At 70.8% G+C, this 17,278-nt stretch carries 14 protein-coding genes and 1 pseudogene; 8 read left to right on the top strand and 7 right to left on the bottom strand.

Going from position 1 to position 17,278, the window contains the following annotated elements; translation table 11 throughout:
* Positions 1-80: 80 nt before the first annotated feature.
* The 3 genes and pseudogenes from POF73_RS04360 to POF73_RS04370 all read left to right on the top strand — a co-directional run bounded on the left by POF73_RS04360 (position 81) and on the right by POF73_RS04370 (position 1,585).
* A pseudogene (locus POF73_RS04360) lies at positions 81-640 on the top strand (SigE family RNA polymerase sigma factor).
* The gene (locus POF73_RS04365; RefSeq protein WP_272113091.1) at positions 637-1,149 is read left to right on the top strand and encodes a hypothetical protein; all 513 of its coding nucleotides are present in this window, start codon (positions 637-639) and stop codon (positions 1,147-1,149) included. Before POF73_RS04360 ends, POF73_RS04365 begins: the two are co-directional and overlap by 4 nt.
* Complete coding sequence (locus POF73_RS04370) at positions 1,115-1,585, top strand: hypothetical protein (protein ID WP_272113092.1); 471 nt, start codon at positions 1,115-1,117, stop codon at positions 1,583-1,585. Before POF73_RS04365 ends, POF73_RS04370 begins: the two co-directional genes overlap by 35 nt.
* A 55-nt stretch (positions 1,586-1,640) precedes the next feature.
* Here POF73_RS04370 and POF73_RS04375 read toward each other — a convergent pair whose 3' ends face one another.
* The 4 genes from POF73_RS04375 to POF73_RS04390 all read right to left on the bottom strand — a co-directional run bounded on the left by POF73_RS04375 (position 1,641) and on the right by POF73_RS04390 (position 6,189).
* Positions 1,641-2,012 (bottom strand): helix-turn-helix transcriptional regulator, encoded by a 372-nt coding sequence (locus POF73_RS04375; RefSeq protein WP_272113196.1) that lies wholly within the window; start codon positions 2,010-2,012, stop codon positions 1,641-1,643.
* 216 nt (positions 2,013-2,228) lie between these two features.
* Complete coding sequence (locus POF73_RS04380) at positions 2,229-4,622, bottom strand: excinuclease ABC subunit UvrA (protein WP_272113093.1); 2,394 nt, start codon at positions 4,620-4,622, stop codon at positions 2,229-2,231.
* A 109-nt stretch (positions 4,623-4,731) separates the two neighbouring features.
* On the bottom strand, positions 4,732-5,142 hold the full coding sequence (locus POF73_RS04385; protein WP_272113094.1) for a VOC family protein: 411 nt from the start codon (positions 5,140-5,142) through the stop codon (positions 4,732-4,734).
* Between the two features lie 318 nt (positions 5,143-5,460).
* Positions 5,461-6,189: a FadR/GntR family transcriptional regulator gene (locus POF73_RS04390; protein ID WP_272113095.1), complete on the bottom strand. Its 729-nt coding sequence runs from the start codon at positions 6,187-6,189 to the stop codon at positions 5,461-5,463.
* Positions 6,190-6,457: 268 nt separating this feature from the next.
* Between POF73_RS04390 and POF73_RS04395 the strand changes: the two genes are divergently transcribed.
* The 5 genes from POF73_RS04395 to POF73_RS04415 are packed head-to-tail and all read left to right on the top strand — an operon-like array spanning position 6,458 to position 13,076.
* Positions 6,458-8,086, top strand: a complete 1,629-nt coding sequence (locus tag POF73_RS04395) for an ABC transporter substrate-binding protein (protein WP_272113096.1) — start codon at positions 6,458-6,460, stop codon at positions 8,084-8,086.
* Positions 8,087-8,105: 19 nt separating this feature from the next.
* Entirely contained in the window at positions 8,106-9,065 is a 960-nt protein-coding gene (locus POF73_RS04400) for an ABC transporter permease (RefSeq protein ID WP_272113097.1), read from the top strand.
* Positions 9,062-11,092: a dipeptide/oligopeptide/nickel ABC transporter permease/ATP-binding protein gene (locus tag POF73_RS04405; RefSeq protein ID WP_272113098.1), complete on the top strand. Its 2,031-nt coding sequence runs from the start codon at positions 9,062-9,064 to the stop codon at positions 11,090-11,092. The genes POF73_RS04400 and POF73_RS04405 overlap by 4 nt, the downstream gene beginning before the upstream one ends.
* A gap of 29 nt (positions 11,093-11,121) precedes the next feature.
* A complete protein-coding gene (locus POF73_RS04410; protein WP_272113099.1) occupies positions 11,122-12,141 on the top strand; it encodes an oligopeptide/dipeptide ABC transporter ATP-binding protein in 1,020 nt (339 codons plus the stop codon).
* The gene (locus POF73_RS04415) at positions 12,141-13,076 is read left to right on the top strand and encodes a dihydrodipicolinate synthase family protein (RefSeq protein ID WP_272113197.1); all 936 of its coding nucleotides are present in this window, start codon (positions 12,141-12,143) and stop codon (positions 13,074-13,076) included. Before POF73_RS04410 ends, POF73_RS04415 begins: the two co-directional genes overlap by 1 nt.
* 230 nt (positions 13,077-13,306) lie before the next feature.
* Here POF73_RS04415 and POF73_RS04420 read toward each other — a convergent pair whose 3' ends face one another.
* From POF73_RS04420 to POF73_RS04430, 3 genes are all read right to left on the bottom strand, one after another.
* Complete coding sequence (locus tag POF73_RS04420; protein ID WP_272113100.1) at positions 13,307-14,518, bottom strand: sialidase family protein; 1,212 nt, start codon at positions 14,516-14,518, stop codon at positions 13,307-13,309.
* A 758-nt stretch (positions 14,519-15,276) separates the two neighbouring features.
* Positions 15,277-15,960: a response regulator gene (locus POF73_RS04425; RefSeq protein ID WP_272113101.1), complete on the bottom strand. Its 684-nt coding sequence runs from the start codon at positions 15,958-15,960 to the stop codon at positions 15,277-15,279.
* A complete protein-coding gene (locus POF73_RS04430) occupies positions 15,957-17,258 on the bottom strand; it encodes a sensor histidine kinase (RefSeq protein WP_272113102.1) in 1,302 nt (433 codons plus the stop codon). Before POF73_RS04430 ends, POF73_RS04425 begins: the two co-directional genes overlap by 4 nt.
* Between the last annotated feature and the right edge of the window lie 20 nt (positions 17,259-17,278).

Here is a 17,278-nt window from a genome sequence, read left to right on the forward strand (position 1 = left end):
GACCAAGGGATGAGAGAACACGTCGGCCGGGCAACCGAATCTGTCGCACCGGTGGTCTGGAGGGCGAGGGAGGGTGCTTGATGCAGGCCGAACACGAGGATCGGTTTCAGGAGTTCGTCAGGGCGCGGTGGTCCCATCTCGTGCGGACCGCGTATCTGCTCACGGGCGACGCGCACCACGCCGAGGACCTGACGCAGACGGCACTGGCGAAGGCCTACCGCTCATGGCGGCGGGTGGCACGGGCCGACAATCCGGAGGCGTACGTGCGGCGGATGCTGGTCAGCTGCAACAGCGACCGGTTCCTCCCCCACTCTCGGCTTCGCTCGACCGGGAGGTGCCCCCACCGCGGCGGGTCACCGAGGCGCTGACCGCGGTGCCGCCGGAGGTGGCGGGGCGCGACGCGGGCTACGCGGGCGTGGACGAGCGCAGCGCGCTGCTCGGCGCTCTCGCCCAACTTCCGCCCAAACAGCGGGCGGTGGTGGTGATGCGCTACTGGGAGGACCTGTCCGAGGCGGAGGTCGCCGAGGTGCTCGGCTGCTCCGTCGGCACGGTCAAGAGCCAGGCGTCGAAGGGGGCTGGCGAAGTTGCTAACGTTCCGGGGCTCGCCCGGGTCGCGGAAGGGCAGGGAGGCAGCAGGTGAGCGACGAGGAGCAGCAGCGAGAAGCGCAGGGCGAGCGGGACTTCGAGGAGCAGTTGCGGGAGTTGCTCGCCGAGGACGCCTACACGATCCGGCCGTCGCCGGCGCCGTATCCGGCGATCCGGCGGCGGGGCGTGGTCGAGCGGCGGCGCCGGGTCGCGGCCGCCGGGGCGGCGCTGGTGACGCTGGCGGCGGCGCCGGTCGGGGCGTACGCGCTGGGCGGTGGGGAGAAGGCCGGGGGTGCGGCGACCGACCCGACGCCCTCGGTCAGTGCCACCCGGGCGCCTTCGCCCACGTCCTCGCCGACCCCGAGCGGGCCCGCACGCCCGGCGACGGGACGGCAACTGCTCGACGGGATCACCTTCGAGCAGGCGGCGGACGGGCTGGAGAGCTGCCTGGCCTACGACCGGTCCGGCATCCGCCCCCCCGGGCGACCCGGGCCCGGGCACGGCGGACGAGTACCGGATCCTGCTGGCGATGCGCAGCACCGGCGACTCCAACGCCACCGGTGACGGCATGTTCGTCGTCGCGGCGCGGGAGCAGGCGAAGACGCCGGGGCAGGCCAATCTCATCTGCCGTGTCACCGACGGCAAGACCCAGGGTGTCTCCGGCTTCGTCGACGACAGCGACGCGATCCCGGACGAGGGCCCGGTGTCCGTCAACCCCAACGTCGGCAAGCTCTACCAGCAGTCGGTCATGGACCGCGGCAACTGGAAGCTGCCGTTCCGCTGGGGTCTGGTCGGCATGGTCGAGCCGTCGGTGGCCGAGGTGCGGGTCGCCTACGGCGACTCCAGCAGCGTGGCCGCCCTCGACCACGGTTTCTTCGTGGCGTCCGGCGTGCTGAACCAGCAGGTCACCGTGGCACCGCACATCAAGGGCTACGACGCCGGCGGCAAGCTCGTCTACGACTCCGACGACGACAAGTACTACCCGAGGGAACTGCCGTAGGGCAGGTCCCTGACGGGACGGGGGCGCCGTACAGGGGTCGGCGCCCCCGAACCCGTCACGATGGCTGCGGTGAGTTCGGCCTGTTCCTGAGGGGCCGGGTCACCTGCTTCGACAGACAGGACGGCATCCCCGCCGTCGCCTCCGTCTCCTGCCGCCGATAGGCGCTCGGCGTCATGCCGACCAGCTCGGTGAAGCGGGTGCTGAAGGTGCCCAGCGACGAGCAGCCGACCGCGAAGCACACCTCGGTGACGCTGAGGTCGCCCCGGCGCAGCAGCGCCATCGCGCGCTCGATACGGCGCGTCATCAGGTAGCCGTACGGCGACTCGCCGTAGGCGGCCCGGAACTCGCGGCTGAGATGCCCGGCCGACATGTGGACGCCGCGCGCCAGCGCCTCGACGTCCAGCGGCTGGGCGTACTCCCTGTCCATCCGGTCACGCACGCGGCGCAGCGCCACGAGGGTCTTCAGCCGCTGCTCCTCGGGCGAGGAGTGGTTGGATCGCACACCCGTATTTTCCCGAACGGACTCCGGCCCCGTCCACTCCCCTGCCCGGTCCCCTCCCTGTTCCCGTGCCCGCTCCCTCAGCTGCCGGGAGCGGGCCGAGATGACGGCCATCACGGGCGACGTGGTGAAACACATCGCCGGTCAGCCGCCGACGTAGGCCGCGAGGTGCTCACCGGTGAGGGTGGAGCGCTCGGCGACCAGGTCGGCGGGGGTGCCCTCGAAGACGATCCGGCCGCCGTCGTGTCCGGCGCCGGGCCCGAGGTCGATGATCCAGTCGGCGTGCGCCATGACCGCCTGGTGGTGCTCGATGACGATCACCGACTTGCCGGAGTCGACGAGCCGGTCGAGCAGGCCGAGCATCTGCTCGACGTCGGCGAGGTGCAGGCCGGTCGTCGGCTCGTCGAGGACGTACACGCCGCCCTTGTCCGCCATGTGCGTGGCCAGCTTCAGCCGCTGCCGCTCGCCGCCGGACAGCGTGGTGAGCGGCTGGCCGAGGGTGAGGTAGCCGAGTCCGACGTCCGCCATCCGCTCCAGGATCTTGTGCGCGGCGGGGGTGCGGGCCTCGCCGCCGGCGAAGAACTCCTCGGCCTCGGTCACCGACATCGCGAGGACCTCGCTGATGTCCCGGCCGCCGAGCCGGTACTCCAGCACCGACGCCTGGAACCGTTTGCCCTCGCAGTCCTCGCAGGGGGTGTCGACGCCGGCCATCATCCCGAGGTCGACGTAGATCACTCCGGCGCCGTTGCAGGTCGGGCAGGCGCCCTCGGAGTTGGCGCTGAACAGGGCCGGCTTCACGCCGTTGACCTTGGCGAACGCCTTGCGGATCGGGTCCGCGAGTCCGGTGTACGTCGCCGGGTTGCTGCGCCGCGAGCCGCGGATCGGCGTCTGGTCCACCGAGACCACGCCCTCCGGGGCCGGGATGGAGCCGTGGACCAGGGAGCTCTTGCCGGAGCCGGCGACGCCGGTGACGACACAGAGCACGCCGAGCGGGATGTCCACGTCGACGCCCTGGAGGTTGTTCGCCTTCGCGCCGCGGATCTCCAGCCTGCCGGTGGGCTTGCGCACCGTCTCCCTGAGCTTGGCCCGGTCGTCGAGGTGACGGCCGGTGACGGTGTCGCCGGCCCGCAGCCCCTCGACGGTGCCCTCGTAGCAGACGGTGCCGCCCGCCGTGCCGGCGCCGGGGCCGAGGTCCACGACGTGGTCGGCGATGGCGATCGCCTCCGGCTTGTGTTCCACCACGAGCACCGTGTTGCCCTTGTCCCGCAGCCGCAGCAGCAGGTCGTTCATGCGCTGGATGTCGTGCGGGTGCAGACCGATGGTGGGCTCGTCGAAGACGTACGTCACGTCGGTGAGCGAGGAGCCGAGGTGGCGGATCATCTTGACGCGCTGTGCCTCGCCGCCGGACAGGGTGCCCGCGGGCCGGTCGAGCGCAAGGTAGCCGAGGCCGATCTCGGTGAACGAGTCCAGGGTGTGCTGGAGCGCGGTGAGCAGCGGCGCCACGGAGGGCTCTCGAAGCCCCCGGACCCATTCGGCGAGGTCGCGGATCTCCATCGCGCACGCGTCGGCGATGCTGATGCCCTTGATCTTCGAGGACCGGGCTCCCTCGCTGAGCCGGGTGCCGTCGCACTCGGGGCAGGTGGTGAAGGTGACGGCCCGCTCCACGAACGCCCTGATGTGGGGCTGCATCGCCTCCTTGTCCTTGGACAGGAAGGACTTCTGGATCTTGGGGATCAGGCCCTCGTAGGTGAGGTTGACGCCGTTGACCTTGACCTTGGTCGGCTCGCGGTAGAGGAAGTCGTGCATCTCCTTCTTCGTGAACCGGCGGATCGGCTTGTTCGGGTCGAGGAACCCGGACTCGGCGTAGAGGCCGACGGTCCAGACGTTGTCCGACTTCCAGCCCGGGATGGTGAACGCGCCCTCGGAGATCGACTTGGAGTCGTCGTAGAGCTGGGTGAGGTCGATGTCGGAGACCTTGCCGCGGCCCTCGCAGTGGTTGCACATGCCGCCGGTGCGCTCGTACGTCGCCTTCTGGGCCTTGGTCTTGGCGCCGCGCTCGACGGTGATCGCACCGCTGGCCCGGACCGAGGCGGTGTTGAACGAATACGCGCTGGGCGGGCCGATGTGGGGCTTGCCGAGCCGGCTGAAGAGGATGCGCAGCATCGCGTTGGCGTCGGTGGCGGTGCCGACGGTGGAGCGGGGGTCGCCGCCCATGCGCTGCTGGTCGACGGTGATCGCGGTGGTCAGGCCGTCGAGGACGTCCACCTCGGGGCGGGCCCTGTTCGGCATGAAGCCCTGCAGGAAGGCGCTGTACGTCTCGTTGATCAGCCGCTGCGACTCGGCGGCGATCGTGTCGAACACCAGCGAGCTCTTGCCGGAGCCGGACACGCCGGTGAAGACCGTCAGCCGACGCTTGGGGATCTCGATGCTGACGTCCTTGAGGTTGTTCTCGCGGGCGCCGTGCACACGGATCAGCTCATGGCTGTCGGCGGCGTGCGGCGCGGGCGACTGCGCGTCCGCCCTCGTGGCCCTGCTCATACGTCTGCTCTCCCCTGTGCGGCTTCGGGTGGGTCTGGTGGGACTAGGTGTTTCCGATCGGGACTCCGGGACTCCGGGACTCCGGGACTGCGGTGAGCCGGGCGCTCGCTCAGCTGCGCTCCTGGATCCGGATCAGGTTGCCGGCGGGGTCGCGGAAGGCGCAGTCGCGGATGCCGTACGGCTGGTCGGTGGGCTCCTGGACGACCTCGGCGCCGCTGGCCTGCACCTTCTCGAAGGTGCCGTCGACGTTGGAGGTGGCCAGCAGGATCCAGCCGTAGGTGCCCTTGGCCATCATCTCGGCGATGACGCGGCGCTCGTCGTCGGTGATGCCGGGGTCGGCGGCCGGTGGTGCGAGGAGGATGGACGTGTCGGGCTGGCCGGCGGGGCCGACCGTGATCCAGCGCATCTTGCCCTGGCCTACGTCGGTGCGGACCTCGAAGCCGAGGGCGTCTCTGAAGAAGGCGAGGGAGGCCTCGGGGTCGTCGTGCGGGAGAAAGCTGGCGTGAATCGAGATGTCCATGGCCGTCACGCTAGCCGCGGCCGGGGGGCGGCGCTTCTCGATTCCTGACCGCCCTCGGCGGCACCGTCGGTTCCGTTTCGCCCCCGCCGCCCCTACCCGTCCCATCCTCCAGGGGCTGCCGCCCCTTCAACCCCGCTCCCAGGGGGCTCCGCCCCCTGGACCCCCGCTCCTCAAACGCCGGAGAGGCTGTGTTCACCGCTTTTCAGCCCGTCCGGCGTTTGAGGACGAGGCCCCTTCAGGGCCGAAGCGGGGGTCTGGGGGCGGCAGCCCCCAGGGATGGGACGGGTAGGGGCGGCGGGGGCGAGGACAAATGTGAGGTCAGCCGGCAGCCGGGCGCCCCGCCCGCGCGGCGATCCCCCGGAAATGGACCGCCATCGCCCGCTGCGCCCCCTCCACGTCCCCCGCACGCAGAGCGGTCACGATGTCACGGTGGCGGCGCGCGGTGAGGTCGGGGGACGGATCGGCGGCGCGGCCGCGCGCGCCGGCGACCCGGCGGAAGACCGTCCAGAAGGCACTCAGCAGCTGCGGAACGAGGTCGTTGCCGAGCGAGGCGTACAGCAACTCGTGGAATTCACGGTCGAGTTCGGGGAACGAACGGCCCGCCCTCCCCTCCGCCTCCATCCGCGCCACCACCCCCTCCAACCGATCCAGCTCCGCCTCCGTCACCGCCGCCGCCACCCGCCGGATCAGCCCCTCCTCCAGCACCTCCCGCACCTGAAGGATCTCCGCCAGCGCCCCCGAGTCGTCGTGATCGTGCCGGGCGAGCGTCCGGAAGGTCAGCCCGTCGATCAGCGGGGTGAGCGACGCCTGGCCGACGTATGTGCCGTAGCCGTGTCTGATCTCCACGATGTCGAGGGCCTGCAGCGCCTTGAGCGCCTCGCGCACGGAGTTGCGGCTGACCCCGAGGTCCCCCATCAGCTCCGCCTCGGTGGGCAGCAGCGCACCGGCCTGCAGCCTGCGGTCGATGATCAGCTGCATGACCTGGCGCTGGATCCGGCTGTTCCTGGACTCCTCGGACGTACGGCTGTTCCTGGGCTGCCCGGGCATGCGGCGCATCGTACGCGCACCCGGACGTCCCACGTCCCATGTCCGCCGGATATGCACCTGACGAGGGGTCAACTCTCGCCATTTCACAGCGCCATTGGTCCGACCTGTGGCAGATGCGCCATTCGTGTGAGATCCCTTGACCGCCCTCATTGCCCCACCTATGGTCGCGCTGACCGTCAGGACGTAGGACGTCGTATCTCCTCGCATCACCCTTCGCCTCTCCTCACACCCTCATCGCCGGAGCACACCACCCACGCCTGGAGGAACCGTGCGCGACGTGACCCACGACGTGCCGGCGCTGCACCGCCGGTCGTTCCTGAAGTACACCGGCGCGCTGGGCGCGGCCGCAGCCGTCTCCGCATCGCTGTCGGCCTGTTCGTCGGGGCCGGAGTCCACGAACGAGACCGGCGGGGGCGGTGGCCAGAACCGGACCCTCACCGCGGTGATCGGCTACGGCAACGACGGCAGCTGGGACCCCACCCAGACGGCGTCCGCCTTCTGCATGGCCGCCAACAACCACATCTACGAGGGGCTGCTGGACACCGACCCGATCTCGCGCGAGCCCTACGCCGCGCTCGCCACCCAGATGCCGGCCGACCCGAACGCCACGACCTGGAAGTTCACCCTGCGCGCGGGGGCGAGGTTCCACGACGGCAAGCCGGTCACCGCCGACGACGTCGTCTTCGTCTTCGACCGGATCCTCGACCCGAAGACCCAGACCCTCGCCAAGGGCTTCTTCGCGAGCTGGCTCAAGGAAGTGCGGAAGGTCGACGCGCAGAACGTCGAGCTGGTGCTGAAGTTCCCCTTCCCGGACGGGCTTTCGCGGCTCACCCTCGCCAAGATCATGCCCAAGCACGTGTTCTCCCAGCCGGGTGCCTGGGAGGACGCCATCGCGGGCAAGGCGATCGGTTCGGGGCCGTACCGGCAGACCGCGCACCACCCGAAGTCCAACACCACCTTCGAGGCGTTCACCGACTACAACGGCCCGCGCAAGCCCGCCTTCAAGAAGATGAACTGGCTGACGATCGTGGAGGCGGCCCCGCGCGTGGCCCGGGTCTCGGGCGCCAGCGCGGGTGCGCAGATCTCCGACAACATCCCGTACGCCAACATCCAGCAGCTGGAGAACGGCGGGCTGACGGTCGCGGGCGGCGCCGGGATGAACAACCTCTTCCTGATGTTCAACACCAAGCACAAGCCCTTCGACGACGTCCGGGTCCGCCAGGCCCTGCACTACGCCATCGACAGGGACAAGATGATCGAGGTGGCGCTGAAGGGCCACGGGAAGCCGTCGTCGTCGTTCCTCAACGAGTCCAACCCCAGCTACCGGCGCGCCAAGAGCGTCTACGACCACGACCCCGACAAGGCGAAGGCGCTGCTGAAGGCGGCCGGGGTCAGCGGGCTGGAGATCGAGATCCTGGCCGTCAACGTGAGCTGGATCGTGGACTGTCTGCCGACCATCAAGTCCTCCTGGGACGCGATCGGCGTCAAGACGACCCTCTCCCCGCAGGAGACGACGGCCGTCTTCACCAAGATGGACCAGAAGCAGGACTACCAGGTGGTCGCCGCCGCCTCGAACCCCAACCAGTTCGGCCTCGACGCCGACCTGATCATGCATTACAACTACGGCCCCGAGAACCTGTGGATGCAGTACACGCGGTGGGCCGACAACTCCGTCGCCAAGGCGCTCTTCAAGGACATGGACCGGGCGACCCGGGAGCCGGACGCCGAGAAGAAGAAGGCGATGGTCCAGGACTACATCGACGTCGTCGCCGAACAGGCCGTGCTCTACCCGGTCGTCCACAACGAGCTGATGACGGCCTGGAACCCCGACCAGCTCACCGGGATAAGGGCACAGCCGTACCCCGGCATCAACCTCCTCCAGGCCAAGTGGGCCTAGGGGCCCTGGGAGTCCCTCTGTGGTCACCGTCGTCAGGATCCTGGCCCGTCGCATCCTGCTGCTCGTGCCGCTGATGCTCGGCATCGTGCTGTTCGTGTTCCTGGTCATGCGGTTCTCGGACGTCGATCCGGCGTCCGCGTTCTTCCAGGGCGCCAACCCGACGCCCCAGCAGCTGCACGACTTCCGCGAGGAGAACGGCCTGCTGGATCCGCTCCCCGTCCGCTACGCCGCCTTCGTCGGCGATCTGGTCCACGGCGACATGGGCACCAGCGCCCTGACCCGGGCGCCGGTCGTCGACCAGGTCATGACCGCGCTGCCGCTGACCATCCAGCTCACCTTCCTGGGCCTGGGCATCGCGGTCGTCCTGTCGCTGCTCGGCGGCGTGACGGCGGCCATCTACCGCGACCGGCTGCCCGACCAGATCATCCGCGTCGTCTCCCTCACCGGGGTCGCCGCGCCCGCCTTCTGGCTGGCACTGCTGATGATCCAGTACCTCGCCGTCGACCTCGGCTGGTTCCCGACCGGCGGCTACATCAACCCGGCCGACTCCTTCACGGGCTGGCTGAAGACGATGACCCTGCCCGCCCTCGCGCTGTCGCTGCCGGTGGCGGCGCAGCTGACGCGGATCGTGCGGACGTCGGTGGTGGAGGAGCTGGACAAGGACTACGTCCGTACGGCGATCGGGAGCGGGCTGCCGCCGCGGGTCGTCGTCGGCCGGAACGTGCTGCGCAACGCCCTCATCAACCCGCTGACCGTCCTAGGACTGCGCGTCGGCTACCTCCTCGGCGGCGCCGTCGTCATCGAGACGATCTTCTCCCTCCCCGGAATGGGGAAGCTGATGATCGACGCGGTGAAGAACGGTGACCCGGCGGTCGTCCAGGGCGTCGTCATCACCACGGCGATCGGCTTCGTCGTCGTCAACCTCGTCATCGACATCCTGTATCTGCTGGTCAACCCGCGCCTGCGGGAGGCGACGTGACGTTCAACCGCAAGCGCCTGGCCGAGGCGCTGTCCCGGCCCGGCATCCGTCTGCGCGGCTGGCACAAGCTGCCGACGCTGTCGAAGGTGGCCGTCTGCTTCCTGGCCGTCGTGGTCCTGATGGCCCTGTTCGCCCCGGTCCTCGCCCCGCACGACCCGCTCGACCAGCAGCCGCCTGTCGACGGCACGGGCCATCCGTCCGCCGAGCACTGGATGGGCCAGGACAGCCTCGGCCGGGACATCCTCAGCCGGCTGATGTACGGCGCCCGCTGGTCGCTGGCGATCGGGCTCGGGGCGACCGGGCTGGCGCTGGTGGTCGGTGCGCTGATCGGCGCGATCGCGGCGACCTCGCGCAAGGCGGTCGACGAGACGCTGATGCGCTGCCTGGACGTGGTGATGGCGTTCCCGGGCATCGCGCTGGCCGCCGTGCTCGTCGCCGTCTTCGGTGGTGGCATCACGGTCCTGATCTGCGCGATCGCGTTCCTGTTCACGCCGCCGGTGGCCAGGGTCGTACGGGCGAATGTGCTGGACCAGTACGGGGAGGACTACGTCACGGCCGAACGGGTCATCGGCGCCCGCACCCCGCACATCGTCGTCAGGCACGTGGCGATCAACTGCGCCGCCCCGGTGCTGGTGTTCTGCACCGTCCAGGTGGCGGAGGCGATCGTCTTCGAGGCGTCGCTGTCCTTCATCGGCGCGGGCGTCCGGCCGCCGGACCCCTCCTGGGGCAGTGTCATCGCGGACGGCAAGAACCTGGTGCTGACCGGCGGCTGGTGGGCGACCGTCTTCCCCGGTCTGCTGATGCTGGTGACGGTGCTCTCGCTGAACATCCTCTCCGAGGGCGTGTCGGACGCGTGGGCGGCACCGTCGGCGCGCGAGGTCGACGTGCAGGACCATCACGACCGGCTGGAGGCACCGGAACCGGGCAGCGGCGAGGTGCTTCAGCTGCCGGGCCTGACGGAGGCGGCGGCCCGGCTGCGGTCACGGGCCCGTCCGCTGCCCGGGGGGCTGCAGCCGATGCTGGCCGTGGAGAACCTGGCGATCGGGTTCGAGGGCCGCCATCGCGGCGTGGACATCGTCGACGGCATCAGCTTCGAGGTGCAGCCCGGTGAGGTGCTGGGGCTGGTCGGGGAGTCGGGCTGCGGGAAGTCGCTGACCGCGCTCGCGGTGATGGGCCTGGAGCCGAAGGGCGCCCGGGTGCGCGGCCATGTCCGGTTCAACCAGCGGCAGCTGGTGGGCGAGCCGATGCGGGTCCGCCGCAAGCTGCTGGGCCACGAGATGGCGATGATCTACCAGGACGCCCTGTCGTCCCTGAACCCGGCGATGACGATCCGAGCCCAGCTCAAGCAGGTCGTACGCCGCGGAGGCCGGCACAGCCCCCAGGAACTGCTCACCCTGGTCGGCCTGGACCCGGAACGCACCCTGCCCAGCTACCCGCACGAACTCTCCGGCGGCCAGCGCCAGCGCGTCCTGATCGCCATGGCCCTGTCCCGCGACCCCAGGCTGATCGTCGCCGACGAGCCGACGACCGCGCTGGACGTCACGGTGCAGGCGCAGATCATAGAGCTGCTGCTGAGGCTGCGGGAGGAGCTGGGTTTCTCCCTGGTCCTGGTCTCGCACGACCTCGCGCTGGTCGCGGACGTCACCGACCGGGTGGTCGTGATGTACGGCGGCCAGATCGTGGAGACGGGCGTGACCGCCGACCTGGTGGAGGCACCGGCGCATCACTACACGCGCGGACTGCTGGGCAGTGTGCTGTCCCTGGAGTCGGCACAGGATCGGATGACGCAGATCAAGGGCGTGGTCCCGTCCCCCGCGGACTTCCCCGCGGGCTGCCGCTTCGCGGACCGGTGCCCGCTGGCGAGCGAGGTGTGCCGCACGACGGCACCCGACCTGCTGGGTCCCCCGACACACACGGCGGCCTGCCATCACCCGGCGATCGTCCTGGCGCCGACGGATCGCTCCGGCTGCATTCTCCCGGGGGATAACCCCCGGACCCCCAGCAGAAAGGCAGGTCGGCCGCAATGACCGGCGCGAGCACCGCGAGCCAAGCGCAAGTGAACGCGCTGGTGAAACTGTCGGACGCGCACGTCGTGCACAAGGCGCGCAGCGGTGGGCTGTTCACGCGGGACAAGGTGTACGCCCTGACCGGCGCCGATCTGGTCATCGCGCCCGGCGAGACGGTCGGTGTGGTCGGGGAGTCGGGGTGCGGCAAGTCGACGCTGGCGAAGGTGCTGGTCGGGGTGCAGCGGCCGACGTCCGGGACCGTGGCCCTGCGGGGGCGGGACCTGTGGACCATGAGCCCGGCCGAGCGCCGGACGGCGGTCGGCGCCGGAACCGGGATGATCTTCCAGGACCCGTCGACGGCTCTGAACCGCCGCCTGCCGATCCGGCAGGTGCTGCGGGACCCGCTGGACGTGCACGAGCGCGGCAGCAGGCGCGAACGTGAGGACCGGGTACGGGAGTTGATGTCCCTGGTGGGCCTGCCCAAGGTCCTGGCCGACGCGCTGCCGGGCCAGCTGTCGGGCGGTCAGCGCCAGCGCGTCGCCATCGCCCGCGCGCTGGCCCTGGACCCCGACCTGGTGGTGGCCGACGAGCCGACGAGCGCGCTGGACGTGTCGGTCCGCGCCCAGATCCTGAACCTCCTCCTGGACCTGAAGGAGCGGCTGGGCCTGGCCCTGGTGTTCGTCTCGCACGACATCCAGACGGTACGGCGGATGAGCGACCGCGTGATCACGATGTACCTGGGCCGGATCGTCGAGGAGGCCCCGGCAGCCGGTGTCACCGACGGCTCCCGGCACCCGTACACCCGCGCCCTGTTCTCCGCCACTCCCGGCCTGCTGGACCCCATCGACCCGATCCCGCTGATCGGTCCGGTCCCGTCGGCGACGCGACCGCCGAGCGGATGCCCCTTCCGGACGCGGTGCTGGAAGGCGGACGGGGTATGCGCGGAGGTGATGCCGGACTTCTCGGCCACGTCGAGCCCCGAGCACCGTTACAGGTGTCACCATCCAGTGGAGGAGGGCGAAGCCACGCGCGACCTCGTACGACAGAGTCACAGTTCCAGGGAGCCCTGATCATGATCCCCACCCCGCTCACCGGTGTCGTCCCGCCCGTCTGCACGCCCCTGACACCGGACCGCGAGGTGGACGTCCCGTCCCTGCTCAGGCTGGTCGACCACCTGGTGGAGGGCGGGGTGCACGGGCTGTTCGTGCTGGGTTCGACGTCGGAGGCGGCGTATCTGACGGACCGGCAGCGCAGGGTCGTGGTGGAGGCGGTGACGGGGCACGTGGGGGGCCGGCTGCCGGTACTGGCGGGGGTGATCGACATGACGACGCCGCGGGTGCTGGACCATGTGCGCGAGGTCACCGCCGCCGGGGCGGACGCGGTCGTGGCGACGGCCCCCTTCTACGCCCGGACCCATCCGGCCGAGATCGCCCGCCACTACCGGCTGATCGCGGCGGCGTCCCCGGTGCCGGTGGTGGCGTACGACCTCCCGGTCTCCGTCCACACCAAGCTCCCCGCCGAGGTGATCCTGGACCTGGCCGCCGAGGGGGTGCTGGCCGGCCTGAAGGACTCCAGCGGCGATCTCGCCGGTTTCCGTACGGTCGTGGTCGGCGCCCGCAACCGGCCCGACATCACCGGCTTCAGCGTGCTGACCGGCTCGGAACTCATCACCGACGCGGCGCTCGCCGTCGGGGCCGACGGGGCGGTGCCCGGACTCGCCAACGTCGACCCCGCGGGGTACGTCCGCCTCGACCGCCTGTGCCGGGCCGGCGACTGGGAGTCCGCGCGGGCCGAACAGGAACGCCTGTGTGCCCTGTTCGGCCTGGTGGGGGTCGGGGACCCCGGGCGGATGGGGGGCGGCTCGTCGGCGCTGGGTGCCTTCAAGGCGGCGCTGCAGCTGCGGGGCGTCATCGACTGCGCGGCGACGGCGGAGCCCCAGGTGCCGCTGTCGCCGGAAGAGGTGGAGCGGGTGGGAAAGTTTCTGGCCGGAGCGGGCTTGCTGTAGGCGTTTCTCGCCCCCGCCGCTCCTACCCGTCCCATCCTGAAGGGGCTCCGCCCCTTCCACCCCGCTGAGGGCTGCCCCCGGACCCCCGCTTCGACCCTGAAGGGGCCTCGTCCTCAAACGCCGGACGGGCTGAGAACCTCAAGGCCGGCCTCTTGAGAGACCGAGACGGGTGGTGGGTGGGCAAAGGCTCGGGGGTCCAGGGGGCGGAGCCCCTTGGCGGGGCGCCAGGACTAGGACAGGTCACCCACCTGCAACCGGCGGAACTCGATCGACTCGTACGGCCCCGCCACCCCTGTCTCGTACAGGATCCCGACCGCGCTCCGGCCGAGCGGCACCAGGTCGGAGTACGCCGCCCGCTGCTGAGACAGCGTCAGCGCCTTCGCGAAGGTCGCTCCGCCGTCCGTGCTGCGCCACACCGCCATCGACTGGCGGGCGGTGGGGACGGACGGGCCGGAGAACAGCAACGGGGCGTCGGCGCCCGGTAGTTGGAGGACGCTTCCCTCCACCACGGGGACGTCGTTCAGGGTGGGCTGGACGGTGTACGGGCGGTCCAGGGTCGCGGCACCGTCGCTGGAATGGGCGTCCAGCCGGTTGCCCGCGCTCGTGCCGAGCTGGTCGCGGGAGTTGAAGTACACCCTGCCGTCGGGGAGTTCGGCGGCCGTGGACTCGTTGGCGTTGTCGCGGCCGTCGTAGTTGTCGTCCACGAAGCCCACCCGCCAGGTCAGGCCCCCGTTGTCGCTGTAGATGGCGTGGGCGCCGTAGTATCTCGGCTCCTGACCGGTGTCCTGGGAACCCGGCGCCGGTGCCGCCGAGTGGTTCGACGGGATCACCAGCCGGCCCGCGTGCGAGCCCCGGCTCAACGCCACCGCGTGGCCCGGCCCCGTCGCATACCAACGCCAGCCGGCCGGCTTCACCTGCCGTGTGATGTCCCGCGGACGCGTGAAGTACCGGCCGTCGTCCAGGCTCCGCTGCACGAACACCCGCCGGCTCTCCTCCGCCGTCACCTCCCCCCGCATGATCTCCCCCTCCGACACAGCACCGCTGTTGTAGGAGGTGACCAGCACGACCGCACCCGTGCGCGGGTCGACCACCGGCGCCGGATTGCCCCGGGTGTCCCCGTCACCGGCGGCGACCACGGACATGGGACCCCAGGTGCAGCCGCCGTCGGTGGAACGTCTGAGGACGACATCGATGTCGCCGGTGTCCCCGGCACCGTCGTGCCGGCCCTCGGCGAAGGCCAGGACCGTGCCGCGCGCCGTCGTGATCGTCGCCGGGATGCGGTACGCGTCGAAGCCGCCCTGCCCCGAGACATAGGGGACGGAGGACGTGCAGCCGGTGTCCGCGTCGCCCGCCGACGCGTTGCCGGCCGTCGCGAGGGGCGTGGTCAGGAGTACTGCGGTGACTAGGAACGTACGACTGAGTGTGCGGCTCAGGATGGTCATCGGTCTCCTTTGACGGAGGGTCAGACATTGACCGGTCCGTCACAGGCTCACACTTCCCCATCGGGATCTGTAGCGATGTGTGGCGATGTGTCGTCTGCCGATCGCATAGAAGTGCGCACACCGAATGTGTGACCTATCCGCAGTCGTGTCGTTGATCGGATGACAGCACCACGACTGGGGGAGAGGTATCGGTGAGCAGGAGGCTGCCGCTCGGCGAGGGGGAGACCGCCCGCACGGCCTGCGCCCGTGGTCTGCTGCGGGCGGGGGACCCGACACGGGCGCGTGGCAACTCATCGCCGCACGCGGCCTCACCCACCAGGCCAGGACCGTCACCGACCGGGCCGGCGGGGCGATGGTCATCCGCGGCGTGGTCGACAAGCTCGAAGCCCGAGCCGTGGTCGAACGGACCACCACCGAGACCCGCCGGAAGGACCGATCGAAGACCGGGGCCACCCGGCGCCGAACCACACGCCCCGCACCCAGGCGACGCAGGGCACCCTCCCCCACCGGCCTCTCAGGTCAGGCGGGCAAGCGTCCGGAGGGACACGCTCACACGAGCCGGACGAAGCTGCCTCGCGCAGCCCACCGGCACCAGGGCGTGAGACGATCAGCACGCCCTCCCCCAGACTCCGTCCAGAGGGACCCCCATCCAGCCAACACCGGCCACGAGGGGCAGCATTGGGCGCAGGATTCCACCTGCACGCCCACGCGACCCCACCACGATGGGAAACGATCCAGCCGATCCCACAAGCTGGGGATCACAAAGGATCACTCAGCTGATCAGAGACGCTCCCCGGTGTCACCATTCCTGACTCATACGCCACGATGACCAACTGCGCCCGGTCCCGCGCCCCCAACTTGCCCATGATGCGGCTGACATGGGTCTTGGCCGTGAGCGGACTGAGTCCCAACGCTTCGGCGATCTCCGTGTTGTTGAGGCCGCGCGCGACCAGCGTCAGCACTTCGCGTTCCCGTTCGGACAGACATTCGGGTCCGTCGGCGGTGGGTGCGGAGGGGCTGCGGAGGAACCGCTCGATCAGCCGTGCCGTCGGGCCGGGCGACAGCAACGACTCCCCCGCCGCCACCGTGCGGATCGCGTCGAGGAGTTCGGCCGGGCGGGTGTCCTTCACCAGGAACCCGGAGGCACCGGCGCGCAGCGCGTCCACGATGTTCTCGTCGGTGTCGTAGGTGGTGAGGACCAGGACCCGCACCCCGGCCAGGTCCTCCTCCGCCGCGATCAGCCGCGTCGCCCCGATGCCGTCCAGGTCGGGCATGCGGATGTCCATCACGACCAGGTCGGCTCGGACGCTGCGGGCCAGCTCCACGGCTTGCCGGCCGGTGCCCGCCTGGCCGACGACCTCCATGTCCGGGGCCGACTCGACCAGCATGGCGAACGCCTCCCGCACGAGCGTCTGGTCGTCCGCGAGCAGCACGCGGATCATCGCTCGTCTCCCCGGTCCGTCCCGGTGGGCAGTACGGCCCTCACCTCGAAGCCCCCCTCGTCTCGTGGTCCGGCGTCGAGTGTGCCACCCACGCTGCGAGCCCGTTCACGCATCCCGACCAGGCCGTAGCCGGGACTCTGCAGATCGAAGGCGGCGGCGAGGGCGGGGTCGGGGGTGGGGGTGGGGTCGGGGGTGGAATCAGGCGTGGGGTCGGCGCCGCATCCGTCGTCCGTGACCCACACCCGCAGCGCCCCCTGCTCCTCGTACAGTTCCACCCGCACCGCCGGTTCCGGCCCCGCGTGCCGTACGACGTTCGTCAGCGCCTCCTGCACGATCCGGTAGGCGGCCGCGCCCACGGCGGGCGGTGCCTCCCGCACCCGTATCGCCGACTCCACCCGCGCTCCGGCCAGCCGTGCCGTCTCCACCAGGTCGGGTACTCCGTCGAGCCCGGGCAGTGGGCCGCGTGCCTGGCCCGCCGGGCCCTGTTCGCGCAGTACGTCCAGCGTCGTACGCAGCTCGCCGCGCGCCGTGCGGCAGGTCTCGGCGATGTCGTCGAGGGACTTCGCGACCGTCTCGCGGTCCAGCCGCTCCGGGTCCGCCGCCAGCACATGCGCGGCCACCGACGTCTGCACGCCGATGAGGGTGATGCTGTGTGCGAGCAGGTCGTGCAGGTCGCGGGCGATGCGCAGGCGTTCCTCGGCGACTCGGCGGCGGGCCTCCTCCTCGCGGGTCCGTTCGGCGCGTTCGGCGCGTTCGACGATGGCGGCGACGAACTGGCGGTAGTAGCGGACGTCGATGCCGCAGAAGAGGAACGCGAAGACCCAGCCGGAGATCCGCAGGAGCTCCGCCGTCCCGTCGGGGTTGGTGACGGCGTTGAGCAGCAGTGTCACGCCGAGTACGGCGGTGCCGGTGAGCAGGGTGCGGCGCACCGTGCCGGTCGCCGCGACGGTGTACAGCACCACCATGGTCGCGAAGATGGGCGCGGCGTGGTTGTTCTCCAGGGCGTGGTACGGGGCGATGCAGACCATCACCGCGAGCAGCACCAGCAGTGGGCCGCGGCGCCGCCACACCAGGGGGACGTGTGCGGCGAACAGCAGGGTCCAGCCGAGCGCGTCGGGCCGCAGCTCCCGGTCGCCGAGCAGGGCCGTGACCGTGGCGAGGGCGGCCCATGCCACGGCCAGCAGTGCGTCGTTGCGGGTGCGGTGCGGGGCGGTCAGGGGGTCGCGGTTGATCGCGGCCATGACCCGCTCGCCGATACGGGACCGCTGCGCTGTCGTCGTTGCCTGCACGGGGTTCATCTTCCGGGACGGCGGCGCCC

This window comes from Streptomyces sp. HD (genome assembly GCF_028369295.1).
GTDB lineage: Bacteria > Actinomycetota > Actinomycetes > Streptomycetales > Streptomycetaceae > Streptomyces.